Genomic DNA, 20,733 nt, shown 5'->3' with positions numbered 1-20,733 from the left:
CAGGAAGCCATCACGCATTCTTCGCCCGCAGACTGAGCAAGAGTCGCCGGACCATGACTACGCACATCGCCCGTCGGTAGTCGGCGGAGGCCCGCCAGTCGTCGACGGGATGGATCTCGGAGGCGAGGGCGTCGGTGGCGCGCTTGATCGCCGCGTCGCCCAATTCGCCCCTGGCGATTTCCGCCTCGGCCCCCTTCGCACGTCGTACGCTTGGGCCGGCTCCCCCCAGGGCGATCCTGACTTCCCCGCTCGGGGCCTGGCCGATGGCCGAGCACACGAGGCTATGGCTCGCCCCCGTGCGGATCCCGACCTCGGACCACACGCTCCTCCAGCCTTTTGGCACGACGATCTTCGTCAAGAGCTCGTCCGAGCCGAGCACGGTCTTCCCCTCCTCGGCGCCGAAGAAGTCATCGATGGTCACCATCCGGGGCCCGTGCGTCAGGCTGCGCAGCTCGACCCGGCTCGGGATCGCGAGGGTCGCGACGCAACCGTCTCCCTCCGGGCTCGCCGCGACCAGGTTGCCCCCCAGCGTCGCACGATTGCGAATCGCCGGGCCGCCCACGCCGCGGGCGGCCTTGGCAAGGGCGCCGAGAGGAGCTTCCTCCTCGAGCGTCCGGAACGAGACTCCTGGGAAGATGGTATAGGTGTCTTCTTGCTTTGTTATCGACGAAATACCGTCGATTCGAGTGAGGTCCAGCAAGCGGCGGCCGCCGAGCTCTCCCGACTGCAGCAGGCGACCGACGAGGGTTCCGCCCGCAACCGGGATGACTTCCCCGCCCAGCCGTTCCCGGATCGCCAGGGCCGTTTCGAGTCGTCCTGGCTGGAAGAAACCGAGGTTCCAGTCGATCTCGTCGTTCGCTTCGCCGCCATAACTCGCGCCATTGGCCAGCGTCGCTGCGACTCCGCTGATGCGTAGAAAGTCTCGTCGGGATTGCATCGGAATGCCTCAATCCGGCGGCTCTGACTTCAAGGTCGCGCCCTGGGCCGACGCAATCTCTCTTAATAAGAAACACGGCCGGAGCCAAGCGGGCAAGCCGGCAGTCGGATCGCGCGAGACACTGGAAACTCGGGGGAGCGACTCGCGAACGGGCTGGAATCAGCCACGGATGAAACACGGATAATTAATAAAATGAAATATAGAAGTTGATTAAATGAGTGTCTTGGGCTTTGTAGCGTTTGGTTCCCTTACCGAGAGATGACAGGCGGTCGTTCGGGCAGGGTCGGTTACTCGTCGTCGGAGCTGGGCTGGTGGCCCAGGATATTGATGACCACGCCGTTCGGGTCTTCGACCCAGAATCGGCGGACGCCCCAGGGTTCGTCGGTGACGGGGTAGACGACGCGGAGGCCGGGGGTGGCGGCGTGGGCGTGGAGGCGGTCGACGTCGTCGACTTCGATGGAGACGGCGGGTTGGAGGGGGGCGGTTTCGTCGGCCCGGAGGATGGTGAGCTGGGCCTTGGGGTCGGTGGGGGAGACATAGAGCGGATCTCACATGCGTTGCGCACGTCGGAGGAAAACGGGGACTGGCTCCCGGCAGGATCAGGCTGGGCTCTTCGCGGAGGGACCTCGAGGCCGGGTGCCTGTCCCCATTTTCCGGGCCGTCGCCGTCCGCTGCGGCGAAAACGGGGACACGGCGAAAACGGGGACTGGCACCTGCGCTGCGGAGCCAGTCCCCGTTTTCGCCTCCGCTCTCGAGTGACGGAGACGACCTTCCGTGTGCATCCCAACCGATGGATCGGCATCGGTCGCTCCGTGGAGGGGGGCTTTGATCGTGAGAAAAAGGGAGGGGCGGCCGCGGGGAGGGAGTGAAGCCCTTTGGACTTCTTGGCTCGGCCGCCCGCGATTTGGGGTTACTCGTCGCCCGAAGGGCCGTACATGCCGGGGACCGGGACGTCGTTCATGCGGAGGTAGACCAGGAGGTGGGCGCGGTGGTGCATCAGGTGGTTCAAGATCGAACGGGCTACGGAGGATCGCGGATGAGTGAAGACCGGGTGGCCGCCGTGCGAGAGCGTCCACGGGTCGCTCATCTCTTCGTCCTTGGCCCCCGCGATGGCCTTGCGGGCGTCCTCGATGTTGCGGTCGAACAGAGCGACGATTTCCTCGGGGCTGGTCAGCACCGGCGACGCATAGGGCGTGCCCCCGACCGGGGCGATGTCCAGCGACGGCTTCGTCAGGATCTCGACGAGCCAGTGGGGGATGTCCGCCATGTGGTTGGCGTTCCAGCCGATCGTGTGCGACTTCGGAAGCGCCTTCCATTCGAGCTTGTCGGCGGGGATCCGCTCGAGCACCTTACGCGTGTTCGCAGCCTCTTGATCGAAGTCGGATAGCAAGATTTCGGCGTGCGTCATGGCATTCTCCCGGAACAGTGACGAGATCCTCGGACCGCGACCGTGGATTGAAACCAAGTATCGGCCGATTGTCAACGTCTGTACACTATTTTCGGGAAGGATGTTTGGACTTTCCGGGAGCGGGCGATCTGCTTCGGGGCGGGTGGCCCTTGAGGTGGGCGCAGGAGCCGGCGGGGTGGGAGTGGGGATGGGCCTCCCGACGCCGCGGTCGGGAGGCCCTTTGGACTTGTGACGGCGGGGACGGGCCGCTCGGGCGGAGGGTCCCGCCGGGTGTCCCCGACGGCCGAGTGCGAGCTTATCGGGTCGAGGCCGGCTTGAGGAATCGCACCGGGACCCCTTCCGAGAACGTCGACGTGTTGTTGGCCGCATCGGTCGCGGTCGCGGTGTAGAGGGCCAGTTGTTGGGGGGTCGCCAGGGAGAACCGGATCCGCGCGACGCCTCGGGCGTTGGTCATGACGCTCAACGAGCCGAGGAAGGTATGGCCTTGGGGGCGTCCCAAGGTGCTCAAGGCGCCGTTGGCGAAGAATTCGAGGTGGAAGATCGAGTTCGGCGTGCTGAAGAGCCTGCCGGCGATCGTCGTCAGTCGGCGTCCCCGCCTGATGTGGGTCAGCAGCGGGGCGGCCTGGTTGTTGTTGGCCCCCGGCTGGAGGACGATGCCGGCCCCCTGGTTCTTGTCGATCGAATTCCCGAGGATCGCGTCGCCCGTCCCGGAGGCGATGAAGACGCCGGCGCCGGTGTTGAAGGCGATGACGTTGCCCGCGCCGGTGCCGAGGCCGCCGATCACGTTGTTGGAGCTGCCGGCGACGTAGATGCCGTTGCCGCCGTTCTTGAGGGCGACCGTGCCGGTCCGGTCGGTGCCGATCATGTTGCCGGTCACGGTGTTGCCGTGCGTCCCGGCGCCCAGCTCGATGCCGTTGCCGGTGTTGCCGCTGACCAGGACGGCCAGGACCTGGTCGGTCCCGCCGATCGTGGTGTTGTACGAGTTTCCGCCCAGGTAGATCCCGGTGCCACCGTTGGGGATGGCGACCGTCCCCAGGACGTTCGTGCCGACGTCGGTGTGGAGGATCCGGTTGTCGTGGGCATTGTCGACGATGGCGATGCCGTTGCCCAGGTTCCCCGAGATGGTGCTGCGCGGGATGACGGAGGGCTGGAACCCGCCGATCACGTTGTCGTGGGCGTTCCCGCCGATCAGGATGCCGTTGTTCCCGTTCGGCATGGCGGACTGGCCGCTCGTGTTCAGGCCGATGATGTCCTCGGTGACCTGCACGCCCTGGGCGTTGCCGGTGATCTCGAGGCCGTTGTTGTGGTTGTTGGCGAGGACGTTCGTCCGGATGACGTTGCCCGATCCGGTCGAGGTGATCAGCACCCCGTCGTTGCCGTTGCCGAGGTTGGTGTAGTTCTGGAACGCGGCCAGGCCGCCGAAGGTGTTAAAGACCACCGTGCCGCTGGCCGAGTCGCGGATCTCGACGCCGTTCTGCCCGTTGGCCGCGCTCACGTTGCCGAGCGGGATCACGCCGCCGAACTGGGTGTTGGCCGACGTCCCCGCGACGAGGATGCCGTCGAGGGTATTGCCGATGGGCGTCTTGTTGTCGATGCCCACGCCGAGGTAGTTGGCATGGACCGTATTGTTGTTTGCATTGCTGATGCGGATCCCGTTCCCGCCATTGCCGCTGATGACGTTGGCGAAGACGAACGGGTCCTGGCCCAGGGTGGTGCCGGCCACGAGGTTGCCGTTGGCGCCGTTGAGGATTGCCACGCCGTCCTGGGTGTTGCCCAGGGCCGCGGTGCCGGTGACCGTCGTGCCGACGAAGTTGGAGGCGATGAGGTTCCCGGTCGTGCCCAGGCCGGTGAGGAGGATCCCGTTGCCGCCGTTGCCGGAGACCAGGTTCGAGTCGGGCACGGTCCCGCTCGCGTTGTTGAAGGTGATCGTGCCGCCGATCGCGTTCAGGCCGGACGCGCCGTCCAGCACGATCCCGCTGCCGGCGTTGCCGCGGGCGAGCGTCCCGGTCGCGTCGGTCCCGACGTAGTTGGCGACGATCAGGTTGCTGTTCGAGCCGTGGACGGCGATGCCGTTACCAGCGTTGCCCGAGATCACGTTCGAGGCGACGGAGATGGCGTTGGTCGTGATGCCGGGGACGAGTGTCGAGGTGGTGCCGATGACGTTGTGGTCGGAGGTGGAGTTGATGACCAGGCCATCCCCCCGGTTGCCGATCACGGTCGAGCCGTCCAGCCCGAGGCCGATGGTGTTGCCGACGATCAGGTTGCTGCGGTCATTCAGGGTCACCCCCGCGCCCGAGGCATCCACCAGCGACAGCGATCGCAACGCGGACCCGGCCGAGCCGGAGTCGAACTCGAGGCCGGCGAAGTTGTTGTAATCGACCTCCACCACCGGCCGGCCGGCGAAGCCCGGGGCCGAGGTGCCGTCGATGTTCACCTGGCCGGTGATCGCGGGCAGGGCGCCGGTCGTCAGCGAGATCGTGCCCGCCACGCTGAAGTTGATCACGTCGGCGCCGGCGGCGCCGTTGGCGCCCGTGATGGCCGCGCGAAGCGATCCTGCGCCGGCGTCGTTCAGGTTCGTCACCGTGAACGTCGACAGGACCAATCGCGCCTCCATCGACTCGATGGAGGGCCGCGCCTTGCTCGCTCGCGTCGCGCGGCGGCTACTCATATGCGAACGCCGATCGGAGACGGTGCGATGGCACGTCGGCTTGAACATTGGAGATCTCTTACGAGGATAAATCGTTAGCGTTTGACACGACCCTGCGGGGCAAGCCTAGCACCGAAATTTTACGCAAGTGGAAAAATGGATAAATTTAGGGAATTCGTTAACTTGCGTCATGTGACGGATTCGAGGTCACGGCGATTTCCTGCGTGACGGGAATGGCGGGCGAGCCCACATCACGAGTTTCCGGCGGCACGAATATGGATGTGGCCTTGCGATCCTTGCCCTTTCGCGCGTGGCCGAATGTGCTTGGTGGCCGGCGAGGGCGCGGGGCCTGGAAGGGAGCCGGGCGACGGGACGCGGGACGACGCGTCGCCGGGTTCAAGGGAGGGCGAAGGCCTTGCTTGGAAGCCTCGGGGCGTGCGGTCAGGGTTGGACGGTCGGGAGGTCGGACTCGGTGAGCGAGAGCTTCGAGTCGAGGCCTTCGTCGCGGAGGATCTTGGACGCGAGGACCTCATTCACGGGGGCGAGGACGCTGAAGTGGCTGGTGTTGTGGACGGACACGAAATGGACCAGGGGGTTCGTCGAGATCCGTTCCATCGTCTGGAGCGCCGACAGGTTGCTGGGCGAATCGGTCCCCTCGATCACGAACAAGGGCCGGCGCACCGAATCGAGCCAGCGGCCTGGGGACCGCAGCGCGAGCTCTTTGGGGTCGGAGACGTTGAAGGGGAGGAAGACGGGCTCGTAGCTCCCCACGTCGGCGGCGGGGCCGAACGCGAAGACGGCGCGGAAGCGTTCGCTGGACTCGGCGACGAGCATCGCCAGGGTCCCGCCGGTGCTGTGGCCGCCGAGGTAGATCCGGCTCGCGTCGACGTAGGGCTCATGGGTGAGGTACTCCGCGGCGGCGATCACGTCGTCAACCTCGCCGAAGAAGCCCTCGCGCAGGCCGGGGTTATCATTACCCCCGCGGAGCGAGGGGAGCATCATCACGATGCCGGCCTTGCGGTAGGCGCCGGCGGTCTGGTCGTTCTCCTTCGGCGCGTCCTCCCAGACCTCGCCGATGGAGTTGCAGTCTCCCCCGGTGATCCAGACGATCGCCGGGTGTTTCTTGCCGTCGCCCGGGTCCGGCGAGAGGTACGCGGCGAGCTTGCCGGCCGGGGTGTCGTAGCGGATCGCTCGGAAGACCTCGGCCGGCGGCGTCGGCACCGGCCCGGCCTTGGACTGCTGCGCGGATGGCTCGGTCCGGTGGCCCTGACGGGCCTCGACCAGCGTGGAGCCTTTCGCGGCCGACCCTTCGGAGGCCGAGTTCCGACCGCAGCCGGCAAGTCCAAGTAGGATCCAGACCATTGAGATCGCGATGAGCTGTTTCACAAGACCCCCCTGCCACTGCCCTGTCTCGATCGAACGGCGACTCCTACGATATCAAATGCAAGCGAAGCCCGCGCCTGTCCGTCCGTGTTCGGCTTCGGCTCCTGGTTCCTCCGACTCCGGGTTGGCTCCTGGTGACTCATTGATGTTGAAGGCTTGTGCATGGGCGTGACGGGTTCCGTCTTCGGATCATGTGCGGACCGGGCCTGGCCCGATGCCTCGATACCAGGTCGGAAGCGGATCCCAGCACGGGCTGTCAGAACTGTCATCGACGAGCCCTACGCCCGAGCCTGACGTCGTCGGCCGGGTCTCGCCCACACGCGAAATCCGTGCTGAGCTCCTTGTAGGGTGGGCACTGCCCACCAGCATTACGGGAGGCCCAGTAGGCGTCACTCGCCATCGGATTGCGGGCAGAGCGGGTTGATGACTTTCCTGCTCTCGATCGTCACCGGGAAAGCCCGGTGGGCAATGCCCACCCCACGGGATGGCTTCGGCACCAATCTCGCCCCATGAGCCAATTTGGTTTCGGGATATCGTTATGACGCTGTGGAGTGCTTGGCGGCGGCGAGTTGTTCGTAGAGGGTGGCGAAGCGGTCGATCATGGTGTCGACCGGGAACTCGGAGACGACGCGGTCGCGGCCGGCGGCGCCGAGGCGTTGGGCGAGAGCCGGGTCTTCGAGGACGGTCCGGATCGCTTGCGCGAGGGCGGGGGCGTTGCGGAGGGGGACGAGGAGGCCCGTCCGGCCGTCGGCGACGACCTCGGTCGTGCCAGGCGCGGCGGTGGCGACGACGGGCTTGGAATAACACATCGCCTCGAGCACGACGTTCGGCAGGCCCTCATATAGGCTGGGCAGGACGAGGAGGTCGGCGGCGGCGAGGAGGCGGGGGACGTCGTCGCGGTGGCCGAGGAAATGGACCCGGCGCGTGAGGTCGAACGCCTCGGCGGTTTCCTCGAGCTGGTCGCGGAGCGGGCCGTCGCCCACGATCAGGGTCTGGATGTCGGGCCGGACGTGCTGGAGCAGGTCGAGCGCCGCGAGCAGGTCGGCCACGCCTTTCTGGGGGGCGAGCCGGCCGGCGAAGAGGACGAGCGGGGCGTCGGGGGCGAGGCCCAATTCGACCCGGATCGCGGCCGGGTCGACCGTCGGCGGGTCCTCCACGGCGATCCCCGAGGGGATCATCGCCAGGCACGACTCGGGCAGGCCCGCCTTGCGATAGAAGTCGACGACCGCCTGCGAGTTCCCCACGACTCGGTCGGTCCAACGGGCGAGGCGCCGGTCGACCTCCAGCTGGCCCCTGCCCTTCCACAAGTCGACGGCCATCTCGGCCGTCACCACGACCGGCACTCCGGCCGCCTTCGCCGCGATCCGGCCGTAGGTGTTGGCGGCGAAGATCCAGGTCTGCACCACGTCGAACCGCTTCGCCTTCATGAACTTGATAAGCCGGCCGATCGCGAATGGGTCGAGCTTCCAGCGCTTGCCGATCCGAAATACCGGGATCCCCGCCTCACGCAGCTCGCCCTCCAACGGCCCGAGCCGCGTCAACGCCGCCACCTCGACCCGGAACCGGTCCCGAGGCAGCCCTTTGGCCAACAACACCATCTGCTTCTCGGCCCCCGAACGATCCAGGGTGGGGATGATTTGGAGGACGTTTAGCATGATTCGGGGGCTCAGGGAGAGGAAGGGGTGTTCACCACGAAGGCACAAAGATACAAAGGAAAACAAGAGAGGAGATTGATTTCGTAATTTTTAACCATTTTAATCTTGTTGTTTTCCTTTGTGTCTTTGTGCGTTCGTGGTGAACACTCCCCCCGTTTTCCCCGCCACCGAGCGAAAGAGCTCCAGGTGTCGCCTGGCGATCGCCGCGATGGAGTAGTGTTGTTCGACGTGTCGTCGGGCGGCGCGGGCCATGTGGATGGCGCGGTCGGGGTCGGCCCATTGTTCGAGGATGGTGCGGGCGAGGACGCGGGGGTGGTCGGGGGGGGTGAGGCGGCCCCGGACGTAGTCGGGGACGAGGCGGCGGTTGCCGGGGATCGACGAGGCGACGAGGGGCATGCCCAGGGCCATCGCCTCGAGCAGGGCGATGCTCATCCCTTCCTCGTGCGAGGGGAGGATGAAGAGGTCCGCGTCGCGGAGGACGCTGAGCGGGTCGGAAGACGCGCCCGGCATCGTGACGGCACCGTCGGAGCCCAGGCCGAGGCGGGCGACGAGGGCTTCGAGGGCGGGGCGCTCGGGGCCTTCGCCCACGAGCGTCAGGCGGGCCCCGGGATGCTGGGCGCGGACGTCGGGCCAGGCCTCGACCAGGGTGTGCAGGCTTTTTTCGGGGGCGAGCCGGCCAAGGAAGACGGCACGCGGGGCCTCGCGCCAGTCGGGACGGGGCCGCCAGGGGGTTTTGGGGATCGGGACCCCGTTGGGGAGCTCGTGGATCCGGCTCGCGTCGTAGCCGGCGGCGAGGAGCTCGGCGGTGATCGCCCTCGAGATCGAGACGACCGCGTCGGACCTCTGGCAGCGCCGGCCGATCGAGCGGCCGAAACGGCCCCAGGACTGCCAGGCGAGGTCGCCGGTCTCTCCGGCCCCCTCGGGGCGGAGCACCACCGGGAAGCCGAAGCTCCGCCCGGCCCCGACGGCGACGTACGCGTCGTGCTTGAGCATCGAGACGTACGCCAGGTCGGTCGGGTGTCGCGCGAACCAGCGGCGGAGGTTCCGCATGTAGAGCCAGGTGCCGGCGAAGCGGAGCGACGAGGTCGCCAGGCGGACGATCTCGAGCCGCCCTGCCGGGACGGAGACCTCCTCGAGCTCGGGGAGGTCGAGGCCGGGGGCGTGTGAGGTCAACACCGAGACCTCGGCCCCTTCGGCGGCCAGGGCCGGGGCGAGATAGCTCAGGACCTTCTCGGCCCCCCCGATGAGCGGCGGGAAGCGCCGGGTGACCAGGGCCAGCCTCATGACGGCGACGGCAGTCGGCCGTGGTCGGAGGTATTCACGGGGCTGGTCCTCAATCCTCAAAAGGGCTCGGTTCCGGTCGTGTCGGCGGATCATTGACCGGGGCGAAGGCCCGGTCGGCCGGGATCACGGAGTGGCTAGAGCGGGTTGCGGCCGGCTTGCAGACGGGCTCTGTCTCGACGGTGTGTCCTCTCCCTGCCTTCTCTCGCGGGGCAGGAGTGCCCCGCGAGAGGGGGCAAACATCTGCGAATCGTTCTACGGCGAATGGCCTTCGTCCCCCGAAGGGAGGATCGCGACGTGGGGGAGGTGTCGGTAGTCGTCGTTGTAGTCCAGGCCGTAGCCGACGACGAAAGCGTCCGGGATGGGGAACCCGCAGTAGTCGGGCTCGAGGTGGACCTCCTGGCGGCCGATCTTCCGCAGCAAGACGGCGGTCCGGACGCTCAAGGCGCCTCGCTCGGACATCCGCTCCACGAGGGTGGCCAGGGTGTGGCCGGTGTCGAGGATGTCGTCGAGCAGCAGGACGTGGCGGCCGGCGACGTCGAGGACGAACGACTCGTTGATCGTCAGGCTCCCGGCGACGGTCGTCGTCCCCCGGTAGCTGCTGGCTTGCAGGAGTGCGACGCGGAGCGGGAGCTGGATCTGCCGGATCAGGTCGGCGAGGAAGATCAGGCTTCCGGTCAGGACGGCGACGATCGTCAGGGGGTGGCCCTGGTAGTCGGCCTCGATCTGCCGCCCGAGCTCGCGGACCCGATCCTGGATCTCGGCCTGGTTGAGCAAGACGTCCACGTGGCGAGGAGCCCTATCGGTTGGGGCGTCGGGCGACGTTCGGGTCGCCCTCCGCAAGAGGGGCCGCCGGGCGAGGTGACTCTCGAGGTCCGCCGAACGCCCGACGCGTCCTCGTCCCATCATGTCCGAACCGTGCGGTCGCTGCCAAGAGATCGGGCCGTGTCGCGGCCGATTCTGCGCAACGGGCGGTCGCCCTGGCGCCTTGTCCACCCGATTTCTCCGGTGGCCAGACGCAAGCAGCGGGGCCCGTTGGCCCCGCCGATACCCACCTTGGTTTGACGAGGGACCGCTCCGCTCAGCCGGGGATGAGCCGGGAGCGGCGGACGGTCCTGGCCCGGATGAGGCCGAGGCCCGCCAGGATGGACCAGACGAAGACCGAGAGGGGCTCGGGGATCGTGGTGGTGCCGCTGGTCGGGTCCGGGGTCGAACCTCCCGTGGTCGGCGTGGTCGGCGTCGAGGTCGTGGCGATCGGGCCGCTGAACGTGACGCCGGGGGTTAACGAAGTCAGGACCGGGTCGGTCGAGACGGCCTTATTCACGCTCAAGGTGAAGTCGAGCTCGCCGCCGGCGGCGACCCCCTGGTTGAAGAAGATCAGGCCGAGCTGCGAGTTGTCAGAGCTGAGCGCGTTGACGACGCCGGACTGGTCGAGCCCTTGCGAGGTGCTGAGGACCGTCAGCGGGCTTTGGGAGTTGTCCGACGAGGGAGAGACCACGCTCCCCGGCGCGCTGATGTCGGCCTTGACCTGGGGGAAGATCCCCGACTGGATGCCGCTGAGGACGACGTTGCCCAGGTCGGTGTTGTCGCTCGGCTTCGTCCCCGGATTCGGGATCGTGACGCCCGAGTCGAGCGTCATCTTGTATTCCAGGGTGACCAGGTCACTCGGATCGATATTGTCCGCACGCACCAGGAGGGCTTGGGTGCCCAGGACAAAGACGGCCGTGAATACGGCCAAGCAGGTGGGACGAAGCCGCATCACGACTTGCTCCTCCATGAACGGAGAAAGGAGACCTGAGAAACTGCGCAGATCCCGGACCCGCCGTCCTGGGCCATTCAGGCCGGACGGAGAGGCGCGATCCCCGAGGACGGTCTCCGGCGATGCCACATCCCTTGTGGCTCGGCCGACGTCCTCGGGCGTGAAGCAACCCTTGAGAACCCTCGATTCGCCAGCGATTGCGGAGCGAGTGGGGTGGTGTCGAATAGGCCGGTGGCGAGGGGTTCATGGGTTGACGGCGGGATTCTGCTCGGGAGGACCAAAAGGGTCAAGGCCGATTCTTCCGAATTCTAAACGCACGATCGGTGCCCGTTCCCGAAGCCTTGGAGGCCAGCCATGATCGCGACCATGGTTCTCGGAGGAGGGGCGTGTCCCGCCTCGTCGGTCGAAATTTTCCCAGGCCGCCCCCTTTGTCAAAATGCGGGTCGACCGAATAATGACGAGGCGAAGGACGTCTGCCTTACTCAGGTGAGCCTATGCCTGAGGTGGCCATCGGCGTGTTGACGCCCGACGAGACCCTGATCGATCTCGCGCGTCGGGGAGACCGCCCCGCTCGTGAGGAGCTGTTTTTCCGCCATCGCGGGGTCGCGTACAGCGTGGCCTACCGCCTCCTCGGGCACGAGCAAGACGCCCAGGACGCGGTCCAGGATGGCTTCCTCAAGGCACTCGCCCACCTGGACGACTTCGACGGCCGGAGCGGGTTCCGGACCTGGCTGCTGCGGATCGTGACCAACGCGGCGCTCGACTCGGGGAGGAGACGAAAGCGACGGCCGACCCTGGCCCTGGCGGACGGTGAAACCCAGGGCGTGGAACCGGCCGTCGGCGATGACCCGGCACGAGGTTTGCACCAACAAGATCTCCGACGAATCCTCGACACCGCCCTCGGTCGCCTCTCCCCCCTGATCCGCACGACCTTTGTCCTGTACGCCGAGGCGGGGCTGAGTTATAAACAAATTGCTGAAGTCCAAAATGTCCCGATCGGCACCGTGATGAGCCGGCTGCACCAGGCTCGGCAGAAGCTCCAGTCGTCCCTGGACCTCGATGGGATCGAAGGCCTTTGAGTCGATCCTTCGGCGGGGCGAACCTTTGACGGATTGCGGTCGATTCGGGGAGGTGTCATATGCGTTGCGTGGACGTGATTCGCGAACTCTCGACCCCGACCGGTGATCCCGAATCGGCCCCCCTGGCCGCGCACCTGGACCGTTGCCCGCAGTGCGCCGCCTGGGCCCGCCGCGATGCCCGCCTCGGCCGACTCTGGGAAGCCACGCGCCCGCCCGAGCTCTCGGAGTTCGCCTGGGAACGGATCTGGGCCAATATCTCCGACAAGCTCGACCGCCCCACCACGCCGATCCCCGCCCCCCTGCCCTCGCCCCTAAATTGGCGACGGTTCGCGGTCCCGACCCTCATCATCGCCCAGGCTGCGGCCGTCCTCATCGGCGTCACCCTGCTTTGGAAGCTCGAGACGCCGAACCCGGTGGCTCAGGCCGTGTCAACCATGGCGGTCGCGTCACCCGAGATTCCCCTTGTCACGATCGAGCAGGAACAAACCGTACTGATCGAGCTCGGGATCGGTACAGTCCGGCGCCGGAACGTCGCGCTGTCCGAGGATTCGAACGGCGTCGACGACTTCGTCCGCTTTTGGAATCGGGCCGAGGCCACGGACGAGGCGATGGCCTCATTGCGATGACCCACGCCATCTCTAAGGGCTGGCTGGTGCTGGTCGCGTCGGGCCTGGCCCTGGCGTCCTTCGCGCCCACGTTGCGCGAGGCGAGTGCCCAGGCGAATTCGTCGTGGCAGGTCACGATGTTCGCCATCGCGGCGAAACCCGACAGCCAGGACATGGACCCGAGGCTCAAGCTGGTCGCCCCGCAGCTTCGCAAACTCTTCCCCAACCACGGCTTCAAGCTCCTCGACGTGAAGAGCAAGCGGCTCATGGCCGGCAAGGCCATGTCTTGTAAGCTGGGGAAAGGCTACATCGCCGAGACGACCATGATCCGGCCCTCGGACGACGACGGCAAGGTCCGGCTTCGTTGCGAGATCCTCTGCGACGAGGTGAGCCAGGTCGAGACGGTCGTCGCCACGCCGCCCAATCAACTCTTCTTCTGCGACAAGCCCCTGCCCGACGGCACTCGCCTGCTGATCGGCATCGGAGCCCGCTGACGTTGGGATGATAGGGAGATTTGTTCGTTCGTAAGACGTGGACGAATGACGGTATTTCGGGGTGATGGCGTCGTGTCGATGCGTTCGAAATAAAGACAGCCGTCGCCCGGCGGGATCGAACCTCGCCGAACGAGGTTCCGTGCACGGGACGACGGCTGACCGCGACGTCACGCCGGAGAGCAGACCCGACGACGACCGAGGGTATCGGTCGACGAAGGGACGAGCAGTCCCGGACGCCGCGATGAATTTTCGAGATCGAAGGGGCCGAATCCATGGCCCCCCGGCCCTCGGGTCGCCAATCCTTCCTTGGAGGCGACCACTTGATCGGGGCCGATACCCAACCATCCTTGGTGGGGTCGGTTATCCATCCGACACAGGTTTTATCGGCAACTCGAAGGGGCCGACTGCAACGATTCCTCGCGCGGGGAGGATGGTCGCGGGATTCGTCGAGATCGGCCGCCGTTTTCCTCGCAGCCGGTGTTGACGGGGTGAGATGGAGAACATACGAGGATCGCCCAGGAATGTTGACGAGTGGAAACGACCCTGCGGCCCTCGGGCGCTTTCTTGCAAACTCGGGAGTGGTCGTTAAAATCTGGTGTTTGGTGCTCGGCGCCCCTTTGTGGACTTCTGTCTCCGGGCGGTAGCCCTGCGATCGACGACTCCGGGCTCCCCCCCGACTGACGTTGATGTCCGTCCCGTCTTCATCCGGATCGTCCCTCGCTCCTCAAGACATTTTGGGAGAGTCTTTTCCGATGGCTGTCGCCAACACGACCACGACCCGACACCTGAGCGCCACGGTCCTCCTGAGCAAAGGGCTCACCCCTGGCAAGCTCCGCGGGCTGCAACGGATCAGCAATCCGAACGGGACGCTGACGATGCTGGCGCTCGATCAGAACAGCTCGATGATCGAGATGGCCAACAAGGCTCTCCGGGGCAAGGGCCTGGACCGCGAGCCGACCTATGAAGAGATCGTCGAGGCCAAGCTCGACATGATGCGGCAGATGTCGCCGGCGGCCTCGGGGGTCCTGATCGACTCCTACTATGGCGCCTGGTCGGCGATCGCGTCCGACGCGATCCCGGCGGACAAGGGGATGCTCGTCCGCGTCGAGAAGTCGGGGAGCCCCAAGAACAAGGCCGGCGGCCCGATGGGCGAGTACGAGCCCGGCTGGAGCGTCGAGAAGATCAAGCTCATGGGGGCCGACGCCGTCAAGCTCCTCGCCCCGTTCGAGCCCGGCGAGCCGATCTCGGCCGAGCACCAGCTCGCGTTCATCGAGGAAGTCGCCAACGACTGCCGCAAGTACGACATCCTCTTCCTGCTCGAGCCGGTCGCTTTCCCCTTCAACGGCGAGAAGAAGACCGACGCGAGCTTCCTCGACCGCAAGGCCGAGACGACGATCGAGTCGGCCCGGCAGCTCAGCCGGTACTGCGACGTCTACAAGGCGGAGTTCCCCGGCACCCTCGGCCACGGCTCCGACGAGCAGCTCGTCGACAACCTGCACGCCTTGAGCGAAGCCAGCGAGCGCCCCTGGGTGCTCCTGTCGGCCGGCGTCGACTACCCCGACTACCTGAAGCAGGTCGGCATGGCCATGGAGTGCGGCTGTGCGGGCGTCCTGGGCGGGCGGGCCTTCTGGAAAGAGTACTTCCTCCAGGAGGGCGACGAGGCGCGGACCAAGTTCGCCGCCACGACCGGCCTGAAGCGGGTCGCCGACGTCGACGACGTCGTCCGCAAGGGGGGCACCCCCTGGTTCGCGAAGTACGGGCTCAGCCGTGAAGACCTCGCCACCGTCCGCGCCAGCGAAGGCTGGCACGCCCGCTATGCCCCGTACGCCGCCTCGGCCGGCGGCGCCGGCGGCCACGTCGTCCGCGCCGGCGAGGTCTATTGATCCAAGGGAGGCACAAGGTGTGAACCTTGAACCCTCCCGGTGAACCCGACAAGGCACGAACACGAAGAGGAGGCGTCCCCCGGGATGCACTCCTCTTCGTGCCTTGTATAAGCGCACGGCCGACGCGCCGTCTCCGCGAGGATTGGCGCGGAAGGCCGGTCCTCGCGACATCGAGAAGGCCTGGCCGGCACCGCAAGACCAAGAGCCGGCCCAGGGGAGGACCGCCTGCTCCGAGGTCCTGATGAAGCCCTTGAGCGCCGTAATCCACGCCAGGCCCTCGCTCCCGTAGCCGAATCTCCCGGGGGCGCCGGCAGCCTGGACGACACGCCGGCCGATCCCCGGGCCGGCCTCCATGATCCAACACTCCGGACCTCGACAAATGAAGGCCACCACCCCAGTTGACCTGCGGACCACCATCGCCGGTGTCCCCGTCCGCGACCTTGCCGACCGATTCGGGACCCCCGCGTACGTCTACGACGCCGCGACGATCGTCGAGCGAATCGGCGACCTCAAGCCGTTCGACGCGATCCGATACGCGCAGAAGGCGAACTCCAACCTCGCCATCCTCGATTTGGTCCGACGCCACGGCGTCCTGGTCGATGCCGTCAGCGCCGGGGAGATCGGCCGCGCCCTGGCCGCGGGCTACCGGCCCGATGGCGACCCGCATCCGATCGTGTACACGGCCGATATCTTCGACCGCGAGTCGCTCGACCTGGTCGTCGAGAAGGGTCTCCACGTCAACTGCGGCTCCCCCGACATGATCGACCAGTACGGGGAGCGGGTTCCCGGCGGGTCGATCACCCTGCGGATCAATCCCGGCTTCGGCCACGGCCATAGCCAGAAGACGAACACGGGCGGCGAGTCGTCGAAGCACGGCATCTGGCACGACCAACTCGGCGACTGCCTCTCCCGGGCCGCCCGGCACAACCTGAAGATCACCGGGCTGCACATGCACATCGGCTCCGGCACGGACCTGGAGCACCTCTCCCAGGTCTGCGGTGCGATGGAGCGCGTCGCCCGGGAAGTCGCCCCCACCCTCGACACCATCAGCGCCGGTGGCGGCCTGCCGACCCCGTACCGGCCGACCGACGGCCGGGTCGACATCGACGCCTACGTCCGCCTCTGGGACTCGACGCGGAAGCGGCTCGAGGCGGCGGCCGGACACCCGCTCCGCCTGGAGATCGAGCCGGGTCGCTACCTCGTGGCCGAGAGCGGCTTCCTCATCGCCGAAGTCCGCGCCGTCAAGCGCATGGGCGGCAACACCTTCTATCTGGTGGACGCCGGGTTCAACAACCTCGCCCGACCCATCCTCTACGGCTCCTACCACCCGATGTCGGTCGTCCCGGCCGATGGCGCGACGGACCGTCCCCTCCGTGCGGTCGCGGTCGGCGGCCCGCTCTGCGAGAGCGGAGACATCTTCACCCAGGACGAGGGGGGCTTCGTCTGCACCCGAGAGCTGCCCGAGGCGGGTGTCGGCGACCTTTTGATCATCGGTTGCGCCGGCGCCTACGGGTTCGCGATGGGTTCGAACTACAACTCCAAGCCGTTGGCGGCCGAGGTGCTCATCGTCGACGGCCAACCTCATCTGGTGCGGCGGCGCCAGACGTTCGACGACCTGGTCCGCGGTGAGTCGATCCCGAAGCGCGACTGATCGGAATCGCCGCTCCTGGAGCGGTTCACGCCCAGATTGCTCAGTGAATGGCTTTTTACAAGCCCGAAGCGCCAGCGAGTGAATCTCTTTTGATTGACTGTGAAGAGATTCACTCGCTGGCGCTTCGGGCCAGTATCAAAGCCCTGCGCGATTACCGCCCGTTCATCCCGCGACGCTCGGTGACGCTGCGGCCTGGCAGGCGGAGCGGAGCCCGCTGCGGCTTATACGGCTTGAGCGGGCCTTCCTTCACGAGGCCCGGGCGAGAGCCGGTGTTGTCGTCCACGAGCAGGAACTTCTCGGGGTCGATGATCTGCGACTCGCCCGTCTTGCGGTTGAACTGGACGGCCCGAGCGTTCGTGTTCGACGCGGGCTGGCCGGGGCCTGGGGTGTGGGCCACGACGACGTCTCGGCCCTCGTCGCTATAAGCGTAGAAGAGCATTTTCAGAGAGTCGTATGTGATCACGTCGCCCTGGATGACCTCGGTCCGGGTCTTGGCCTGGGCGTTCTCGCGGGCCTTGAGGAAGTTGCGCGTCGGGCTCGCGGGGTCCATGGTCGGCTCGCTGATGACCCGCAAGGTATTGGCCGTCAGGAACATGCCGTCTTCGGGGGGGCGGTCGAAATCGAGCCGGACCTTCTCGTCGGCGACCTTGGCGTTGAGCGTCTGGACGTCGCCTTCGAAGTCGGCCCAGCGCGGCTCGACCTTGTCGGCGTCCTTGCCCGCGATGTATCGGCCCTTCATCGACTTGCTGAACTCGATGACGGTGAGCTTCAGCGGGGCTGGGCCCTTCACCTTCGCGCCGGGACGGGCGTTGGCCTTCGGCACCTGGTTCGGGTTCCCGGCCCGGCCGACCACCTGCGGGGCCCTCGCCCCGGCTCCTCGAGGGCCTGGCACCACGTTCGAGGTCGGAGTCACCGTCCTCCGGGCGACCCCTGGGGCGCCAGCGGCCGGTGCGGTGCCTGTTTCGTCCTCACCCTCGCGGTTCCAGAGGTGGACCCGGCCTGCGCTCTCCACGAAGAAGTCGCCCGACGCCTTCTCATAGGCGAGCTTCTCGCCCTCGATCTGCTGCTGTTGCAAGAGCCAGCGAGGATTGGTCGGGTCGACCTTCCGCGTGACGACCAGCACCTTCTTGTAGGCGATGATCAAAGCGATCTGAGGCTTCGGCTCGGCGGGAGGCTCGCTGCCTTCCGCGTCCGCGGCCTTGGCCTTGTCGTCGCGCTTGGGGCGGGCGAGCGCGACGGTCCGGTCCATGAAGGCCTCCATCTTCTCCTCGCACTCGAGGTAGGCGTCCTCCATGGTCGCCCGGACGTCCTCGAAGAACTCGGCCTTCGCGACGGCTTCCTTGTTCGGGTTGACCGAGTGCCCGTAGAACCGCATCTCCTTCTTCCAGGTGATCGTGAGCGGTCGCTTCGTCGAGGGGGCCTTCGGATCCTTGGCGGCAGGCTTCTCCTCGCCGAGCCCCTTGTCGGTGAAGAGGCCTCGCTCGGCCATCTGGAGCAGCGAGCCCGGCCCGATGACGGTGGCGTAGTCGGTCGACTGGTCGAGGCTGATCCTCGGGCCGACGATGGTCATGTCCTCGGTCGTGACCTTCGCGGGGGGGATGGCCGAGGCCAACTCGCGAGGGTACGGGGACGCGGAGTCTTCGCGGTCGTGGACCTGGAACTTCGACTTGCCGTTGCCGAGGTTGACCAGGTCGAGGGCCTCGCCCACGACGTCGGTCCCCTGGGTCTTCCCGGGGGCGGGATCTTGATGGAAGTCGACCCCGCCTCGAAGGCGGACTTCCTTGACGTCGGCCCCGCTCGTCCCGTCGCCCTTGGGCTGGACGGCTCCGTTCGCCGGCCGCTGCGCGATCAACGCCCAGACGCGGTTCGCGCGGACACGAATATCGGGGTCCGTGGGCTTGGCCGGCGTCTTGGCGTCGGCTTTCGTCTCCGACCCTCCGTTGGGGGCCGCATCCGTGCTCGCGACGGTGTTCGCGGGTTTCGCTGAGGAGGCGACCGCTTGGGGCGCCGAGGGTTGGGAGTCGGACTTGGCTATCGCGAGCGGCGGCGGGGCGACGAAGTCCACGTCGAGCCGGTCACGCCCATACATGACCTTGCCGGGCGACTTCAAATTGACGTCTTCCAGGGCGATGAGCTTCTCGATCTGGAAGCCCCCCGAAGCGGGGGACGGGGCCTCGGAGCCCGACGCTCCCTTGGCGGGCGCGGGCTTGGCCGCAGCACCGGCTTCGGCCTTCGCCTCTTTCGGCTTGAGGAAGGCGACGATCGTGGTGCGGGCGTCGAGGGTCGTCTCCTGCTTGATGTCGAAGAGCTTGGGACGGCCTTTCAACGTGATGACGCGCTGGAGCAGGTTCTTCGGGGCTTCGTTCGTTTCCATCACCAGCGAGTCGTTCCAGGTCGCCCTGCGCTCGACCGGCTGGTCGCGGCCCGAGCGGGTCTCCAGGATGCCGGGGCCTCGCGTGACGACGAGGGCGTATTCCGTCCCCTTCCCGTCGTCGAAGATCGTCGCGTCGGGGGCCCTGATGACGTTGACCGCCTGGATCTCCCCCTTCTTGGGGCCGTCCTGATACTTGTCGATCTTCTCGATCCAGAGCTGGGTCGTCGGGTCGCTGCGGATGAACGTCTTGTCGGACTCTCCCCGGGACAGGAGCTTGGAGTGGATCAGCTCGTTCCCGCGTACCGTCAGGCCCTGGGACTTCGACTGGAGCCAGACGGCGTGGCCGGTGGCCATGGCCTCGCGGAGCGTCAACTCGGAGCCCGGGCCCCCCTCGGCGGCCGGTTCTTGATCGGCGTCCGCCAGCGCCTCGCCCGTTTCGGCCTTGGCTTGCTCCTTCACCTGCGCTTTGGGTTGCGCCGGCTTCAGTTCGGCCGCGCCCGCCTTGCCGCCCGAGGACTGTCCTTGCCCCTGCCCTGCGGCCGGGACGGGGGGCTTGGACGCCGAGACGAGGGTGAGCCGCAGATTGTCGCAGTTCAACTGGTCGGGAGGGAGCGCCGGCTTGATCTGGAGGACGACCACGTCGCGCGAGAAATACACCATCGTCGGCGAGGCCGGGGCCGGCGGCCCGACTTTGACAGCTTCCTTCGGCTTGGGCAAGTCGACCTGCATCGGCCCGACGCAGCGCACGTCGAGCGGGCCGTTCGACTTCTCACCCTTCTTCGAGGCCGCCGCCTTGCCCGGAAGGGGCCCGGCGGACCCGGCGTTGTTCATGATCAGGTGGACATTCTTTTTCAGGATCGCGGTCTTCGCCCCTTCGAAGCCCGAAGGGCCGCCGGGAATGCCGGACTCGTTCTTGGGCCGGAGGTCAATCTGGAGGCCGAATCCGGTAATTTTCATGTCGCGATCTTTGATCACGACGTCGGATTCGCTCTTAACCTGAAGGGTCGCCTCGTCGTACTCGAGGTAGGGCATGGGGCCCATGACGAGGTCGTCATCGGTGTTCTTCAGGGTGCCCTTGTTGTCGCGGATCCGGACGTTCCCCTGGATCCTGGCGTGGACCACGCGTAACGACCCTTGCTTGCTGGACGCCAGGCCGAGGGGACGATCGAGGTCGATCACCGCCTCGTCGCTGGTCACGACCTTGAACTCGTCGACCTTGCCCTTCGACCTCCAGATGAGGGCGAACGGTTTCATCGTCAACTGCTTGCCATCCTTGCTCTTCTCGCTGGATTTGGTGTAGATCCAATAGCCGTGCTCATTATTGTAGTAGCGCTGCGGCAGTTCTTTGTCGGCGGTCCAATGGTCCTTGCCGAACGCCTTGATCGCGAGGTCCACCGCCCCCAGTTCGCTCGACGACTTCTCTCGGGTCCACCGGACGAGCTTGGGACGCTCCTTCGGGGCGAGGTGCACGGCCAGGATCGCGAAGCCCCGGACGTAGCCGACATACCCCGCCATGAGGAGGCTGAATGCCGTCACGACCTGGAGCAGTTTCTTGAACACGGTCGATATCCGTTGTT

General features: G+C 66.7%; 15 protein-coding genes. 5 read left to right on the top strand and 10 right to left on the bottom strand.

Annotated elements, in window-relative coordinates; all coding sequences use genetic code 11:
* Window positions 1-10: 10 nt before the first annotated feature.
* The 9 genes from ACYOEI_RS27860 to ACYOEI_RS27820 form a co-directional block, all read right to left on the bottom strand.
* The gene (locus ACYOEI_RS27860) at window positions 11-937 is read right to left on the bottom strand and encodes an FAD binding domain-containing protein (protein ID WP_462852922.1); all 927 of its coding nucleotides are present in this window, start codon (window positions 935-937) and stop codon (window positions 11-13) included.
* 287 nt (window positions 938-1,224) lie between these two features.
* The gene (locus ACYOEI_RS27855; RefSeq protein WP_462852955.1) at window positions 1,225-1,440 is read right to left on the bottom strand and encodes a VOC family protein; all 216 of its coding nucleotides are present in this window, start codon (window positions 1,438-1,440) and stop codon (window positions 1,225-1,227) included.
* Between the two features lie 407 nt (window positions 1,441-1,847).
* Complete coding sequence (locus tag ACYOEI_RS27850) at window positions 1,848-2,345, bottom strand: DinB family protein (protein WP_462852921.1); 498 nt, start codon at window positions 2,343-2,345, stop codon at window positions 1,848-1,850.
* 295 nt (window positions 2,346-2,640) lie between these two features.
* On the bottom strand, window positions 2,641-5,061 hold the full coding sequence (locus tag ACYOEI_RS27845) for a beta strand repeat-containing protein (RefSeq protein ID WP_462852920.1): 2,421 nt from the start codon (window positions 5,059-5,061) through the stop codon (window positions 2,641-2,643).
* Between the two features lie 372 nt (window positions 5,062-5,433).
* Window positions 5,434-6,378: an alpha/beta hydrolase family protein gene (locus tag ACYOEI_RS27840; RefSeq protein WP_462852919.1), complete on the bottom strand. Its 945-nt coding sequence runs from the start codon at window positions 6,376-6,378 to the stop codon at window positions 5,434-5,436.
* 533 nt (window positions 6,379-6,911) lie between these two features.
* Complete coding sequence (locus tag ACYOEI_RS27835; RefSeq protein ID WP_462852918.1) at window positions 6,912-8,030, bottom strand: glycosyltransferase; 1,119 nt, start codon at window positions 8,028-8,030, stop codon at window positions 6,912-6,914.
* A gap of 99 nt (window positions 8,031-8,129) precedes the next feature.
* Entirely contained in the window at window positions 8,130-9,314 is a 1,185-nt protein-coding gene (locus ACYOEI_RS27830) for a glycosyltransferase family 4 protein (RefSeq protein ID WP_462852917.1), read from the bottom strand.
* Between the two features lie 252 nt (window positions 9,315-9,566).
* Window positions 9,567-10,097 (bottom strand): hypoxanthine phosphoribosyltransferase, encoded by a 531-nt coding sequence (hpt, locus tag ACYOEI_RS27825; protein WP_462852916.1) that lies wholly within the window; start codon window positions 10,095-10,097, stop codon window positions 9,567-9,569.
* A 295-nt stretch (window positions 10,098-10,392) separates the two neighbouring features.
* Window positions 10,393-11,070 carry a hypothetical protein gene (locus tag ACYOEI_RS27820; RefSeq protein ID WP_462852915.1) on the bottom strand — a complete coding sequence of 226 codons (678 nt, stop codon included), beginning with the start codon at window positions 11,068-11,070 and terminating at the stop codon, window positions 10,393-10,395.
* A 494-nt stretch (window positions 11,071-11,564) separates the two neighbouring features.
* Here ACYOEI_RS27820 and ACYOEI_RS27815 point away from each other — a divergent pair, with 494 nt between their 5' ends.
* From ACYOEI_RS27815 to lysA, 5 genes are all read left to right on the top strand, one after another.
* Window positions 11,565-12,149 carry an RNA polymerase sigma factor gene (locus tag ACYOEI_RS27815; RefSeq protein WP_462852914.1) on the top strand — a complete coding sequence of 195 codons (585 nt, stop codon included), beginning with the start codon at window positions 11,565-11,567 and terminating at the stop codon, window positions 12,147-12,149.
* A gap of 59 nt (window positions 12,150-12,208) precedes the next feature.
* Complete coding sequence (locus tag ACYOEI_RS27810; RefSeq protein ID WP_462852913.1) at window positions 12,209-12,775, top strand: hypothetical protein; 567 nt, start codon at window positions 12,209-12,211, stop codon at window positions 12,773-12,775.
* Window positions 12,772-13,248: a hypothetical protein gene (locus tag ACYOEI_RS27805; protein WP_462852912.1), complete on the top strand. Its 477-nt coding sequence runs from the start codon at window positions 12,772-12,774 to the stop codon at window positions 13,246-13,248. The genes ACYOEI_RS27810 and ACYOEI_RS27805 overlap by 4 nt, the downstream gene beginning before the upstream one ends.
* Before the next feature lie 752 nt (window positions 13,249-14,000).
* Window positions 14,001-15,131: a tagatose 1,6-diphosphate aldolase gene (locus tag ACYOEI_RS27800; RefSeq protein ID WP_462852911.1), complete on the top strand. Its 1,131-nt coding sequence runs from the start codon at window positions 14,001-14,003 to the stop codon at window positions 15,129-15,131.
* Between the two features lie 379 nt (window positions 15,132-15,510).
* Window positions 15,511-16,782 (top strand): diaminopimelate decarboxylase, encoded by a 1,272-nt coding sequence (lysA, locus tag ACYOEI_RS27795; RefSeq protein WP_462852910.1) that lies wholly within the window; start codon window positions 15,511-15,513, stop codon window positions 16,780-16,782.
* Between the two features lie 151 nt (window positions 16,783-16,933).
* On the opposite strand, the gene ACYOEI_RS27790 is transcribed toward lysA, so the two are convergent.
* Entirely contained in the window at window positions 16,934-20,716 is a 3,783-nt protein-coding gene (locus tag ACYOEI_RS27790; RefSeq protein ID WP_462852909.1) for a hypothetical protein, read from the bottom strand.
* Between the last annotated feature and the right edge of the window lie 17 nt (window positions 20,717-20,733).

The sequence above is a fragment of the Singulisphaera rosea genome (genome assembly GCF_054877945.1).
The sequence above is the reverse complement of the archived record's forward strand: the minus strand, read 5'-3'. Positions and strand labels throughout refer to the sequence as shown.

Excerpts from the sequence above, each read along its gene's own strand:
- ACYOEI_RS27800 (WP_462852911.1), top strand. The coding sequence starts at position 14,001 with ATGGCTGTCGCCAACACGACCACGACCCGACACCTGAGCGCCACGGTC.
- lysA (WP_462852910.1), top strand. The coding sequence starts at position 15,511 with ATGAAGGCCACCACCCCAGTTGACCTGCGGACCACCATCGCCGGTGTC.
- ACYOEI_RS27860 (WP_462852922.1), bottom strand. The coding sequence starts at position 937 with ATGCAATCCCGACGAGACTTTCTACGCATCAGCGGAGTCGCAGCGACG.
- ACYOEI_RS27850 (WP_462852921.1), bottom strand. The coding sequence starts at position 2,345 with ATGACGCACGCCGAAATCTTGCTATCCGACTTCGATCAAGAGGCTGCG.
- ACYOEI_RS27845 (WP_462852920.1), bottom strand. The coding sequence starts at position 5,061 with ATGTTCAAGCCGACGTGCCATCGCACCGTCTCCGATCGGCGTTCGCAT.
- ACYOEI_RS27820 (WP_462852915.1), bottom strand. The coding sequence starts at position 11,070 with ATGCGGCTTCGTCCCACCTGCTTGGCCGTATTCACGGCCGTCTTTGTC.
- ACYOEI_RS27815 (WP_462852914.1), top strand. The coding sequence starts at position 11,565 with ATGCCTGAGGTGGCCATCGGCGTGTTGACGCCCGACGAGACCCTGATC.
- ACYOEI_RS27810 (WP_462852913.1), top strand. The coding sequence starts at position 12,209 with ATGCGTTGCGTGGACGTGATTCGCGAACTCTCGACCCCGACCGGTGAT.
- ACYOEI_RS27805 (WP_462852912.1), top strand. The coding sequence starts at position 12,772 with ATGACCCACGCCATCTCTAAGGGCTGGCTGGTGCTGGTCGCGTCGGGC.
- ACYOEI_RS27830 (WP_462852917.1), bottom strand. The coding sequence starts at position 9,314 with ATGAGGCTGGCCCTGGTCACCCGGCGCTTCCCGCCGCTCATCGGGGGG.
- ACYOEI_RS27835 (WP_462852918.1), bottom strand. The coding sequence starts at position 8,030 with ATGCTAAACGTCCTCCAAATCATCCCCACCCTGGATCGTTCGGGGGCC.